This window comes from Rudaea sp., assembly GCF_057139185.1.
On record NZ_DBNHDN010000031.1, the window covers coordinates 72,112 to 85,555 of the forward strand.

Annotated in this window: 11 protein-coding genes; 4 read left to right on the forward strand and 7 right to left on the reverse strand. The window is 67.3% G+C overall.

Annotation, left to right across the window (positions count from 1 at the left end):
• Positions 1–15 precede the first annotated feature (15 nt).
• Both folE and AC16HO_RS10925 read left to right on the forward strand, forming a co-directional pair.
• Positions 16–624, forward strand: coding sequence for a GTP cyclohydrolase I FolE (folE, locus tag AC16HO_RS10920; protein ID WP_395643320.1), 609 nt, complete (start codon positions 16–18; stop codon positions 622–624).
• 46 nt (positions 625–670) lie between these two features.
• Positions 671–2,020 (forward strand): TCR/Tet family MFS transporter, encoded by a 1,350-nt coding sequence (locus AC16HO_RS10925; protein WP_395643319.1) that lies wholly within the window; start codon positions 671–673, stop codon positions 2,018–2,020.
• A 24-nt stretch (positions 2,021–2,044) separates the two neighbouring features.
• On the opposite strand, the gene AC16HO_RS10930 is transcribed toward AC16HO_RS10925, so the two are convergent.
• The 7 genes from AC16HO_RS10930 to AC16HO_RS10960 all read right to left on the reverse strand — a co-directional run bounded on the left by AC16HO_RS10930 (position 2,045) and on the right by AC16HO_RS10960 (position 9,878).
• Entirely contained in the window at positions 2,045–3,091 is a 1,047-nt protein-coding gene (locus AC16HO_RS10930; protein WP_395643318.1) for an oxidoreductase, read from the reverse strand.
• 43 nt (positions 3,092–3,134) lie between these two features.
• Complete coding sequence (gene glcF, locus AC16HO_RS10935) at positions 3,135–4,376, reverse strand: glycolate oxidase subunit GlcF (protein ID WP_484335432.1); 1,242 nt, start codon at positions 4,374–4,376, stop codon at positions 3,135–3,137.
• 2 nt (positions 4,377–4,378) lie between these two features.
• Positions 4,379–5,440 (reverse strand): glycolate oxidase subunit GlcE, encoded by a 1,062-nt coding sequence (glcE, locus tag AC16HO_RS10940; RefSeq protein WP_395643316.1) that lies wholly within the window; start codon positions 5,438–5,440, stop codon positions 4,379–4,381.
• Between the two features lie 2 nt (positions 5,441–5,442).
• A complete protein-coding gene (locus tag AC16HO_RS10945; RefSeq protein WP_395643315.1) occupies positions 5,443–6,939 on the reverse strand; it encodes an FAD-linked oxidase C-terminal domain-containing protein in 1,497 nt (498 codons plus the stop codon).
• Between the two features lie 132 nt (positions 6,940–7,071).
• A complete protein-coding gene (locus AC16HO_RS10950; RefSeq protein ID WP_395643314.1) occupies positions 7,072–8,334 on the reverse strand; it encodes a sensor histidine kinase in 1,263 nt (420 codons plus the stop codon).
• Between the two features lie 97 nt (positions 8,335–8,431).
• Positions 8,432–9,154 (reverse strand): response regulator transcription factor, encoded by a 723-nt coding sequence (locus AC16HO_RS10955; protein ID WP_395643313.1) that lies wholly within the window; start codon positions 9,152–9,154, stop codon positions 8,432–8,434.
• 103 nt (positions 9,155–9,257) lie between these two features.
• Positions 9,258–9,878: a thymidine kinase gene (locus AC16HO_RS10960; RefSeq protein WP_395643312.1), complete on the reverse strand. Its 621-nt coding sequence runs from the start codon at positions 9,876–9,878 to the stop codon at positions 9,258–9,260.
• A gap of 140 nt (positions 9,879–10,018) precedes the next feature.
• Here AC16HO_RS10960 and AC16HO_RS10965 point away from each other — a divergent pair, with 140 nt between their 5' ends.
• Together AC16HO_RS10965 and AC16HO_RS10970 are read left to right on the forward strand one after the other, a co-directional pair.
• On the forward strand, positions 10,019–12,001 hold the full coding sequence (locus tag AC16HO_RS10965; protein ID WP_395643311.1) for a UvrD-helicase domain-containing protein: 1,983 nt from the start codon (positions 10,019–10,021) through the stop codon (positions 11,999–12,001).
• Between the two features lie 471 nt (positions 12,002–12,472).
• Entirely contained in the window at positions 12,473–13,417 is a 945-nt protein-coding gene (locus AC16HO_RS10970) for a hypothetical protein (RefSeq protein ID WP_395643310.1), read from the forward strand.
• Positions 13,418–13,444: the final 27 nt, after the last annotated feature.

Here is a 13,444-nt window from a genome sequence, read left to right on the forward strand (position 1 = left end):
TTGCCGGCTGGTCCCATGAAGAAGAAATCGCCCAAATCCTCGCCCGTCACCCAGACCCAGGCCGAGGACGCCGTGCGCGTGCTGCTGCGCTGGGCCGGCGACGATCCGGCGCGCGAGGGTCTGATCGACACGCCCAAGCGCGTGGTCAACGCCTACAAGGATTGGTTCTCCGGCTACGCCGACGATCCGGCCGACGAACTGCGCCGCACGTTCGAGGAAGTCGCCGGCTACGACGAGATGGTCGTGCTGCGCGACATCGAGTTTTCCTCGCACTGCGAGCACCACATGGCGCCGATCATCGGCCGCGCGCACGTCGGCTACCTGCCGACCAACCGCGTCGTCGGCATCTCCAAGCTCGCGCGCGTGGTCGAGATTTTCGCGCGCCGCCTGCAGGTGCAGGAGAAGCTGACCTCGCAGATCGCGCACTGCATCGAGGACGTGCTCAAGCCGCGCGGCGTCGGCGTCGTCATCGACGCTTCGCACGAGTGCATGACCACGCGCGGGGTCAACAAGACCGGCGTATCGATGATCTCCAGCCAGATGCTCGGCACGTTCCGCACCGACGCGCGCACGCGCGGCGAGTTCCTGCGCTTCATCGACATCGATGCGGGGCGGCGCAAGTAAGCCCGCGCCGATTCGCCAGAAAACCGTTCCTGCCGGGATTTCCGAAATGGAAAACAGCGCTGCGTCTACGCCCACGCCCGCCCGTCGCGCCGCGCTGATCTTCATCTTCATCACGCTGCTGATCGACATCCTGTCGTTCGGCTTGATCATTCCCGTGCTGCCGCATCTGATCCTTGGATTCGTCGGCGAGAACGTGTCGGCTGCGGCGTGGTGGTATCTCGCGTTCTCCGTCACCTTCATGGCGATGCAGTTCGTGTTCACGCCGGTACAGGGCGCGCTTGCCGACCGCTTCGGCCGCCGGCCGATCATCCTCGCCTCGAATCTCGGCCTCGGCCTCGACTTTCTGATGATGGCGCTGGTCAATTCGTTGCCGCTGCTGTTCATCGGTCGCGTCATTTCCGGCATCACCTCGGCGAGCTTCTCCGCCTCGAACGCCTATGTCGCCGACGTGACGCCGCCGGAGAAGCGCGCGCAGGCCTACGGCATGCTTGGCATCGCGTTCGGCATCGGCTTCGTCATCGCGCCGGTGATCGGCGGCTTTCTCGGCGAGATCCATCCGCGCCTGCCGTTCTGGGCCGCGGTCGTCATGTGCCTGACCAATTTCTGCTACGGCCTGTTCGTGCTGCCGGAATCGCTCACTCCGGACAAACGCAGCGCGTACTTCGACTGGGCGCACGCGAATCCGTTCGGCGCGCTGAAGCTGCTGCGCCGCTATCCGCAGGTGTTCGGTCTGGTCGGCGTGGTCGGCCTGTACGCGCTCGCGCACATGGTCTATCCGACCACATTCGTGCTCTATGCCGACTATCGCTTCGGCTGGGGGCCGAAGATGGTCGGCATCACGCTCGGACTCGTCGGCATCTTCTCGGCGATCGTGCAGGGCGGCCTGATCAAGTTCATCGTGGCGAAGCTCGGCGAACGTCGCGCGCTGCTGTTCGGTCTCGCCTGCGGCACGGTCGGCTTCACCTTGTACGCGCTCGCGCCAACCGGCTACTGGTTCTGGGCGATGATGCCGGTGGCGGCGCTATGGGGCGTCGCCCAGCCCGCGGCGCAGGCGATGATGACCCACTTCGTCGATCCGCGCGAACAGGGCCGCCTGCAGGGCGCGGTGACGAGCGTGTCGAGTCTCGCCGGCATACTCGGCGCGTTCCTGTTTCCGTCGACGCTGGCGCTGGTGTCGAGTTCGCACGACCACGGCCTGTGGGCCGGCGCGACGTTCTTCGCTGCCGCCGTCATCGTCGGCGCCTCGCTGCTGCTGGCCTGGTACATCTCGGCGCATCTGCCCGCGTCGATCTCCGCGGCGAGCGCGAAGCAGCCCGGTCCGGACATCACCGAAGAAATCGCCGCGGTTACCAGCGACTTGCATTCGCCGATTGCCGAAACCGAGTCGCGCGCATAACCGCGGCTCGCGCTTGCGGGTGCATCATGGACCCGGGTCCACGCCGGTCACGGAGCGACCCTCGCGCGCTGATTGGCGCGCGGATTCCAGCACGGCCATGACCGCAAGCGCTTCCCCGGGCGTGACCGGGTTGGGGCCGGCGCCGCGCAGTGCGCGCTCGACGCCCAGGTAGTAGCGGCGCTGGTCGCCGGGCGGCGTGGCGATGTCGCATGTCGCGTCGATGTCGAAGAACCGCAGCGGGTCGGGATCGACGCCCCAGCCGTCGGCGCCGGGCACGATGCCGGCCTTGAGTTGTGCTTCCTGTCGATCCGCTTCGCGCTTGACCAGGCTGCCGCGTTCGCCGTGCACGACGAAGCGCGGGCTGGCCCCGGCGACGAGCATGCCCGCATGCAGGATCACGCGCAGGCCGTGCGCGTAGTCGAGCACGACATGCGCCCAGTCCTCGCTCAACGCGCCGGCGCGCTGCATGGCGAGGTTCGCCTGCACGCGCGCGGGCGGGCCGAACAGTTGCAACGCCTGGTCGATCAGATGCGGGCCGAGGTCGAACCACAATCCCGCACCGGGCCCGGTGCCTTCGCGCCAGCGCCGGCGCACGTCGGGACGATAGCGGTCGATGTGCGATTCGAAATGCACGACGCGGCCGACGCGGCCGTCCGCGATCGCCTGTTTCACGCCGAGGAAGTCGCTGTCCCAGCGCCGGTTGTGGAACACCGAGAGCAGGCGATCGCAGGCGTGCGCGGCAGCGACCAATTCGCGCGCCTCGTCGAGGTTCAGTGCGAATGGTTTGTCGACGACGACATGTTTGCCCGCGCGCAACGCCGCGTGCGCGAGTGGGGCGTGCGTTTCGTTCGGCGTGGCGATGACGATGAGGTCGATGTCGCCGCGCGCGATCAGCGTCTGTGCATCGGCGGCCACGTCGACCCGCGGCCAGTCGGCACGCACCTTGGCTGCGTCGCTCGATGCGACGCCGGCAAGCTGCAGCCCTGGCGTCGCCGCGATCAACGGTGCGTGAAACGTCTTGCCGGCGTAGCCGTAGCCGATCAGGCCGACGCGAAGCGGAGTTGGGGGCATCGTGCAGTCGAAGCGTTCCGGAGCTTTCGGGTGGAGGGCGAGTCTAGTCCTGCCGCGCGAGCACGGCATCGACCCATTCGATCCAATGGCGTACGGGTACCTGTGCGGCGCCTTCCAGGTGCGCAAGGCAACCGATGTTGGCGGAGAGGATCATCGCCGGCCGATGGCGTTGCAGGTTGTCCAGCTTGCGATCGCGCAGGCGTTGCGAGAACTCCGCCTGCAGGATCGAATAGGTGCCGGCCGAACCGCAGCACAGATGCGCCTCGTCCACCGGCGCCAGCTCGGCGCCGAGTGCGGTCAGCGCGTTCTCGACCGCGCCGCTGATCTTCTGCGCGTGCTGCAGCGTGCAGGGTGGATGCAACGCCACGCGACGCAACGTCTGCGGCAGGGCGAGCTGCCTGCGTGCGCCGAGCGGCTGCAGCAATGGCGGCAGGAATTCGGCAAGGTCGCGTGTGGCGGCGACGATGCGCCGGGCCTTGTCGGCGTAGTCCGGATCCGCGCGCAGCAGGTGCGCGTAGTCCTTGACCATCGCGCTGCATCCCGAGGCATTGATGACGATCGCTTCGACGCGGGCATCGAGCTGCGGCAGCCAGGCGTCGATGTTGCGTCGCGCCTTCGCCTGCGCGGCGCTGTGCGCATCGAGATGAAAATCGAGCGCGCCGCAGCAGCCGGAGTTCGCCGCGACGACGGCCTCGATGCCGCACCTGTCGAGCACGCGCGCGGTAGCCGCGTCGATACCCGGCATCAACGCCGGCTGGGCGCAGCCGTTGAGCAGCAGCACCTTGCGTGTATGCGCACCGCGCGGCCACTTGCCTGCGTCGCGCGCGGGCGGGAGCTTGGCGCGCAGTGCCGAAGGCAGCACGCCGCGCAGCGCGCGGCCGATGCGCACCGCCGGAGCGAACAACCATCGCCGTGTCAGCGCGAAGCGCAACAAGCCGCGTTGCGCCCGCTGCGCGCCGGAGCGCGGCAGGCGTTGCGCCATCGTCGCGCGGCCGATATCGACGAGGTGGCCGTAATCCACGCCCGAGGGACAGGTCGTCTCGCAATTGCGGCAGGTCAGGCAACGATCGAGGTGCAGTTGCGTCGACGCGCCGGGCGTTTCGCCTTCGAGCAGACGCTTGATTTGGTAGATGCGTCCGCGCGGGCCGTCGAGTTCGTCGCCGGTGAGCTGGTAGGTCGGACAGGTCGCATTGCAGAATCCGCAATGCACGCAGGCGCGCAGGATCGATTCGGCCTCGCGGCCCTCGGGCGTGTTCCGGATCCAGTCGGCGAGATGGGCTTCCACGGTCACCAGCCTTCGTTCATGCGGCCGGGGCTGAAGACGCCGTGCGGGTCGAACTGGCGCTTGAGGCGCCGGTGCAGTTCGCGCTGGACCTCCGCAAGCGGATGGAACATCGACGCCGAGCGCGCGCCGCGCCAAAGCATGGCCGTGCCGCCGAGCGCGTCGGCCAGCGCACGGATCTCGCGCGCGGGCGCGTCGCTGCGCAGCCAGCGCAATGCGCCCGACCATTCGATCAATTCGCCGCCCGAGCGGTCGAGCGATGCAGTGGCGGGAAGGGACAACCGCCACAGCGGCGTTTCGTCGTTGCGGAAAAAATCGAGCGTCTGCTCGCGCAGACTCGACCACCAGGCGCGTGCGTCGGCTTCGTTCATCGGCGTGCCGCCGAGCGCGGCGCAGGCGGTACGCAAGGCACTGGATGATCCCGACAGGCGCGCCACGGCGGCGCCGTCGTGCCAGCACGTCGCCGAAACCGGCAACGGTTGCGCGCGCCAGCGCTGGAACATCGTCAACGCCTGGACCGCGCCGCACTCGAAGCGCAAGCTGATTTCTTCGCGCGGCCGTGGCAGCACCTTGAGCGAGACCTGAGTGATCAGCCCGAGCACGCCGAGCGAGCCGCACAGGAGGCGTGCGACGTCGAAGCCGGCGACATTCTTCATCACCTGACCGCCGAAGCGCAGAACGTCGCCATGTGCATCGAGCAGATGCGCGCCGAGCACGAAGTCGCGTGCGGCACCGACGCTCGCGCGGCGCGGGCCGGACAGGCCGGCGGCAATCACGCCGCCGATCGTTGCCTCGCCACCGAAGGCGGGCGGTTCGAACGGCAGGAACTGGCCTTGCCGCGCGAGCGCGTCTTCGATTTCCGCCAGCGGCGTGCCGCAGCGCGCGGTGATGACGAGTTCCGACGGCTCGTAGGCGAGGATGCCGTGGTGCTCGCGCGTATCGAGCACGTCGCCGGCCAGCGTTTCGGCGTAGAAGTCTTTCGTGCCACCGCCACGCGGCCGCAGCGGCGTCCGCGCGGCGACGGCGGCGGCGATGCGTTCACGCAGGCGGGCGAGCGTGGCTTCCATCGTCAGAATCGCGGCAGCTCGGCGAATGCGAGCTGGCCGTCGTGCACGTGCATGCGGCCGTATTCGGCGCAGCGCGCGAGCGTCGGGATCGCCTTGCCGGGGTTGAGCAGGCCGGCCGGATCGAAGGCGCGCTTGATGCCGAAAAATACCTCGCGCTCGGTCGCCGCGAACTGCACGCACATCGAGCCGATCTTCTCGATGCCGACGCCGTGCTCGCCCGTGATCGTGCCGCCGAGCTCGACGCAGAGCTCGAGGATGTCGGCGCCGAAACGGTCGGCGCGATCCCATTCGCCTTCACGGTGCGCGTCGAACAGGATCAGCGGATGCAGGTTGCCGTCGCCGGCGTGGAACACGTTCATGCAGCGCAAAGCATACTTTCTCTCCATTGCTTCGATCGCGCGCAGCATGTGGCCGAGGTGCTTGCGCGGAATCGTGCCGTCCATGCAGTAGTAGTCGGGCGAAACCCGGCCGGCCGCGGGGAAGGCGTTCTTGCGCCCCGACCAGAAGCGCAGGCGCTCGGCTTCCGATCGCGACACCGTGCAGCGGGTCGCGCCTGCCGCCTGCAGGACGCGCTCGATCCCGGCGATTTCGTCGCCGACTTCCTCGGCGGTGCCGTCGCTTTCGGCGAGCAGGATAGCCGCGGCGCCGAGATCGTAGCCGGCGCGCACGAACGGTTCGACCGCCGCCGTTGCCTTGCGATCCATCATTTCGAGTCCCGCCGGGATGATGCCGGCCGCGATGATCGCCGCGATCGCATCGCCGGCCTTGACCACGTCGTCGAACGAGGCCATGACGACCTGCGCGACCTTGGGCTTGGGGATGAGCCGCAGGGTCACCTCGGTGACGATCATCAGCAGGCCTTCCGAGCCGATCGCGAGCGCGAGCAGGTCGAGCCCGGGCGTGTCGAGCGCGGCACCGCCGAGCACGACTTCTTCGCCGTCGATGGTATAGCCGCGCACGCCGAGCACGTTGTGCACGGTCAAGCCGTACTTCAGGCAATGCACGCCGCCCGAATTCTCCGCGACATTGCCGCCGATCGAGCAGGCGATCTGCGAGGAGGGATCCGGTGCGTAGTACAGGCCGAACGCCGCCGCCGCGTCGGACACGGCGAGATTGCGCACACCCGGTTCGACACGCGCGGTGCATGCGACCGGATCGATGTCGAGTATGCGGTTCAACTTCGCCAGCGAGAGCACGAGGCCGTCCGCGCTGGGCATCGCGCCGCCGGACAGCCCGGTTCCCGCGCCGCGCGCGACGACGGGCACGTTCAGCCGGCGGCAGCTGTGCAGCACCTCGCGCACCTGCGCCTCGGTCTGCGGCAGGGCGACCGCGAGCGGCGCCTGGCGGAATGCGGACAGCCCGTCGCACTCGAACGGCGCGGTCTGCTCGGCGTCGAACAGCAGGCAGGACGGCGGCAGCACGCCAGCGAGCGCGCGGCGCAGTTCGGCCCGGCGTGCATCGGCTGCGTCGGATTGCGGGCTGGCATCGTTGCGGGACATGCCCGCATGCTAGACCGGAACGCTGGCCGTGGACAGCCGCGAATTCGGGAACACGGCATGATGAGGTCGAACCGCAGCGCACACGGGTCGGCGGCCAGCGACGGGTTTGCCTGTGTCGACTCCGCGATGCGGTCAGGCCGGGTCGGGTCGGGGTTCGAGGCGCAACACGAAGGCGTGGTCGCCGTTGCTGCCGACGTTTTCCTCGAGATGCCAGCCCCAACGCTCGCAGACGCGACGGATCATGCCGAGGCCGAGCGCATGTTCGCGCACGTCGAGCGGCGTCGCCTCCGCGGCGGCGGGCGAGCGTTCGTGCGCGATCGCGACCGCATCGCGCGCGACGCCGATGCGCAGCACGCCGCCGTCGGCGAACTGGGTCGCCGCGCGCAGCAGGTTGCCGAGGACGACGCGCAACACCTTCTGCGGCGCGGCCACGGCGATGTCCGCCTCGCCCGCGTGCGCGAGGCGCAGATGTTTTTCGTCGAGCGCGTCGCGACGCTCGGCGAGCAGGCTGCGCACGAGTCCGTCGAGATCGGGCGTGCGCCCTTCGTTGGCTTCGGCTTCGTCGCTGCGTGCGAGCACGAGCAGGGCATCGAGCAGGTCGCGCAGCTCGTCGGCGCCGCGCTGCATGCGCCGGAGCCGGGTCACGACCGCCGTGCCGCACTGGCCCGAGTCGAGCAACACCTCGATCGCGCCGCGGATCACCGCAAGCGGCGTGCGCAGCTCGTGGCTCGCGTCCGCGGTGAACGCACGCTCGCGGCGCACATAGCCGTAGAGCTTTTCCTGGTAGTTGTCGAAGGCCAGCGCGAGTGCACCGACTTCGTCTTCGGCGAAACCGGGTGCGAGCTTTTGCGCGCCGCGGCGCGAAGGCTCGAGTACCTCGACGCGCCGGGCGAGGCGGCGCACGGGCGCGATCGCGCGCCCGGCCCAGAACCAGCCCAGCCAGGCGGAGAGCAGCGTGCCGCACAGCACGAGGGCGATCAGGTCGCGCGTCCAGCGGCGTTCGCGCACGCCTTCCATGCCCATGTCGAGGACGATGTACAGACGCTTTCCGTCGGCAGTCGCATGCACCGCGACGTAGCGGCGTGGGCCGCTGCCGCCGAGCTCGTACGGATCGCCGGGTTCGAGGTTCGCGATCCCGCCCGGCGGCGCCTGGTCGCCGGTTGCGCCGCTGAGAAAAATGCGGAAATGCGCTGAATGCGTCTGCGGCAGCACGCCGAACTCCGTGTAGCGCTGGACGAAATAGTCGCCTTCGACGCGCAGCATTTCGCGCGCGACGCGGCCGACGTAAGCCGCGGAGAAGTGCAGCGAGATGAACGCCAGGCAGGTACTGACGACTAGGCCGAGCAAGGCGAAGGTGAGCGCGACGCGCGCGCGCAGGCTGAGCTTGAAGGGCATGGCGACACTTCGCGTGGACGGGGCCGGGAGCATTCTAGACGCGGATATGGCGCATGCATGAAAAGCCTGGTCCACGCGCCTGTGTGGCGCAGGTCATTCATGCGTCGGCGTGCTCGGCGATGCGATAGCCGAAACCGTGCACGGTGTGCAGCAGATGGGTCTTGAACGGCCGGTCTATCGCCGCGCGCAGTACCGACAGATGCGTGTGCAGCGTGGCGATGTCGCCGACGCCGTCGCCCCAGAGCGCGTGCGCGAGGTCGTTGTGGCGCACGAGGTTGGGTGATTTGCGCATCAGCGTTTCGAGCAGGACGAGTCCGGCGCGGGTCAGGGTCAGGCGCTGGCCGGCGCGTTCCACGGTGTAGTCGAGTGGATCGAGCACGAGGTCGGCGACGCGCAGACGGTCGCCGTGTTGCATGGTCCCGCGTCGGTGCAGGGCGCGGATGCGCGCCTCGAGTTCCTTCATCGCGAACGGCTTGACCACATAGTCGTCGGCGCCCTCGGCGAAGCCGGTAAGCTTGTCCTGCAGCGTGTCGCGCGCGGTCAGCATCAGCACGGGCGTGTCGCGGTTGGCGCGGCGCAACGCACGGCACAGGTCGATGCCGTCGAGCTTGGGCAGGCCGAGGTCGAGAATGATCACGTCGTAGCCGCCGGCCAGTGCCATGCGCAGCCCGTTCACGCCGTCGGCGGCGTGGTCCATGACGAAGCCGCGCAGCTCCAGGAAATCCCAGATATTCGCCGCGATGTCGCGCTGGTCTTCGATCAGCAGGATGCGCAAACCGATGCCCTTGCCCGAGTTGTCGGCGACGAGTTTCCGCTGCATCCCCTTAAGTCCCTCTAAAGAGCCAGGGAAAATTGAATTGTGTAGCAGCCACCGCTGGCCGCAGTTCGGTTCTTGCGTTCAGCGGTGAGCGCAAGAATGCCGATCACAACAGCAGCGTCCCCTGCTTGGCCTCGATACGGCCCTCACCGGTCATGATCTTCTTGAACTCGCCGCGGCTGACCGAAACGTAGCGGTCGTTGCCGCCGATCTCGACCTGCGGGCCGTCGACAACGGCGTGGCCGTGCTCGTCGACCCGCACGACCATCGTCGCCTTGCGGCCGGTGTGGCAGATCGTCTTGATTTCGACGAGGTTGTCGGCCCAGGCGAGCAGGTACTGGCTACCGTCGAACAGCTCGCCGCGGAAATCCGTGCGCAGGCCGTAGCTGAGCACGGGGATGTTCAGGCGGTCGACGATCTCGGTGAGCTGCCACACCTGCGCCTTGGACAGGAACTGCGCCTCGTCGACGAGCACGCAGTGCAGCGCGCCGTTCGCGCCGATGTCGTCCTGCGCGAGGCGCACGAGGTCGTCGTCGCGCGTGAAGATGCGGCCTTCGGCCTTGAGCCCGATGCGCGAGGCGACCACGCCCTGGCCGTAGCGATCGTCGAGCCGCGGCGTGAAGATCAGCGTGCGCATGCCACGTTCGTGGTAGTTGTGCGCGCTCTGCAGCAGCGTCGTCGTCTTGCCGGCGTTCATCGCCGAATAGTAGAAGTAGAGTTTGGCCATGGTCGTTCCGGAAGCGCAGCGCGCATCCTAATCCGAGTCGGCGACGAGAAGAACCCCACGGCTGGCGACCTGGCCGGCGCGCCGGCGCGCGGCTGTCAAGCTGCCGCAAACGAGAATATCCCGGCACAATTGCCGGCCTGATGAGCCTCAATCCCCAACAACGCGCCGCGATCGAGTACGGCGACGGGCCGCTGCTCGTGCTGGCCGGCGCGGGCTCGGGCAAGACGCGCGTGATCACGGAGAAGATCGCGTATCTGGTGGCGCGCAAACATCTCGCGCCGGCGCAGATCGCCGCGATCACGTTCACCAACAAGGCGGCGCGCGAGATGCGCGAGCGTGCGGCGAAACTGATCAGGGGCGAGGCCGCCGAGCAGCTCGCGATCAGCACCTTCCACGCGCTGGGCTTGAAATTCCTGCAGATCGAGCACGCCAGGCTTGGCTTGAAGCGCGGTTTCTCCGTGCTCGATGCCGACGACGCCGGTGCGATCGTCAAGGAACTGCTGCCGGCGGCGATCAAGCCCGACCAACTGTTCGCGCTGCGCAATCTCGTCGCGGCGGCGAAAAACGAAGGCCTCACGCCCGCGGCCGCGCTCGAACGCGCGCGCAGCCCGCGCGAGCACGAGGCGGCGACCTTGTATGCGAACTACCAGCGTCGCCTCGCCGCGTTCAACGCAGTCGATTTCGACGATCTGATCCGCCTGCCGCTGACCCTGCTCGAAAGCGACGACGAGGTACGCGCTGCATGGCAGGAGCGCATCCGCTACCTGCTGGTCGACGAATACCAGGACACGAACACGGCGCAGTATCGGTTGCTGAAGGCGCTTGCCGGCGAACGTGGTGCGCTGACCTGCGTCGGCGACGACGACCAGTCGATCTACGGTTGGCGTGGTGCGAACGCGGACAATCTCGACCGGCTCGGCCGCGACTGGCCGCAGCTCAAGCTGATCAAGCTCGAGCAGAACTACCGTTGCACGAAACGCATCCTGCGCGCCGCCAATGCGCTGATCCGGCACAACCCGCACGTGCACGAAAAGAACCTGTGGAGCGAACATGCCGAAGGCGCGCCGATCCGCGTGCTCGAATGCCGCGACGACGAGCACGAGGCCGAGCGCGTTGCATCCGGCATCGCCCATCTCGCACAGAAGCACAAGGCGCAATGGAACGAATTCGCGGTCCTGTATCGCGGCAATTTCCAGTCGCGCGCGCTGGAAAAGGCGCTGCGTCTGGCGCAGGTGCCGTACCACCTGACCGGCGGCACGGCGTTCCTCGATCGCGCCGAAGTGAAGGACGTGCTCGCCTACCTGCGCCTGATCGTCAATCCCGACGATGACGCGGCGTTCGTGCGCATCGCCAACATTCCGCGCCGCGACATCGGCGCGACCACGCTGGAAAAACTCGGCGAACTCGCGCAGGCGCGGCATTCCTCGATGCTGCGCGCGAGCAACAGCGACAGCGTGCTGAAACAACTCGCCGCGCGTTCGGCCTCGGCGCTGGCCGGTTTCGCTGCGCTGATGCACGAATTGGAAACGGCGGCGCGCACCTTGTCCGCGGCGGATCTCGTCGACGAGGTCATCCGGCGCACGCGCTACCTGACGCATCTGGAAGCCGAAACGCGCGACCAGGCCGTGCGCGGGCGGCGCATCGAGAACCTGCGCGAACTGGCCGACTGGTTCCGCGCGATGCAACGCAACGACTCCCGCGTCGGCGATCTCGCCGCGCAGCTTGCGCTGCTGACCTACGCCGACCGCGAAGAGGCCGGCAACGCGGTGCGCCTGATGACCCTGCATTCGGCCAAGGGCCTGGAGTTCCGCTTCGTCAACATCGTCGGCGTCGAGGAAGGCAAGCTGCCGCACGAAGCCGGTATCGAGGAGGGCCGCACCGAAGAGGAGCGGCGCCTGATGTACGTCGGCATCACGCGCGCGCGCGAAAGCCTGTGCCTGTCGTACGCGGCGCGCTCGCGCCGCTACGGCGAAATCGTGCGCAACGAGCCGAGCCGGTTCCTTGCCGAACTGCCGGCAGATGATTTGCACCGCGATGGCCTGGACGAAGCGGCCGACGCCGAGGCGAAGAAGGAACTGGCCTCCTCGCACATCGCGCGACTGGCAAGCCTGCTGGCGGACTGAAGCTCTGCCCGTCATTCCCGCCTTGGCGGAAAAGATGGCAAAGAGCGAAATCTGAAACTGAACAAACAATAAATTCAATAACTTAGCACACACAAGCTAAGGTATTGCATCAGTTATGTCATTTAAGTATATTCTGCCACGAGCGTTTAACCACGCTCACGAATACGGCGATTACCAAACGATCAGCCTCGCATAACGCCCCGATTGCCGTAGGAACACCGCAAACAACAAGAAACGGTTCCCGCTGGCGAACGGCCAGCACTCTGCCGGACGACCTCGAGTCGTCCGATTTTTTTCCGGTGTGTTTTTGCGATCGTCCTTGATTGCGAAGATCAAATAGCGGCCGCCCGTGGCCGAACTTCCCGACCGAATCTTCTTTTCCCCTTTCGGCGGACAAGGGTATTCCTTGCCAAGCGCAGTGCGGCTGACTACAGTCGCCGCACTTTTCCACTATAGTTGTCGGGGAACGCCATGTCTGTAATGTTGAAACGCACCGCTTTGCTGCTTGCCCTCGCCGCCGCCGTCGCCGCCTGCGGCAAGAAAGAAGAAGCCACTACGCCCGCCACGCCGGCCCCCGCGGCGGCGGCAACGGCAACGCCCGATGCGACGGTGCTCGCTGCTGTACGCGCCCTGCGCGGCAACGACATCAACGCCTTCCTCAACGCCGCGATGCCGGCCGCCGAAGTCGCCAGGATCAAGGCCGACTGGACGAAGAAGATGACCGAAGACCCGATCACCGACGAGGATCGCAAGAAATTCGCCGATCAAATGGGCAAGCTGACCGCGCCTGGCGCGGAGGAAAAACTCTTTGCCGAAGCCGAGCCGCAGCTGAAGAAGCTCGACGCGCAGGCCGCGCAGATTCCGATGATGATCGCGATGGGCCAGGGTTTCCTGCAGAGCGCGATCCAGCAGAACCAGGACCTGACCGACGAGCAGAAGAAGCAGTCCGCGGCCATGGTCGATGCGGCGGCGAAGTGGGCGCAAGGGGTGAAGTTCACCGATCCGGCGCTGACCAAGGCCGCGATCGCCGCGGTGAGCAAGACCGCTCGCGATCTCAACCTCAAGTCACTCGATGAAGTGCGCGCGCTCAACTACGACCAGGGCATGCTCAAGGCGGGAATCGCGTTGGCCGGCTTCAAGCAGGTGGCCGGCGCTTATGGCCTGAAAATCGACCAGTGGCTCGACTCGGTCAAGGCCGAAACCGTGAGCACGACGGGTGATGCGGCCAAGGTCAAGGTCACCTACACCGCGTTCGACCAGCCGTTCACGGCCGAAGGCGATCTGGTCAAGGTCGACGGCAAGTGGTACGGCAAGCAGGCGATCGAGAAGTGGCAGAAGGAGCAGGCGACCGAAGCCGCGGCTGCCGCAAACCCGCAGGCCAAGCCCGATGCCGCGCAGGCGCCAGCGAACAAGTAGGACCTTCGCATGAGGCGGACGACGGCG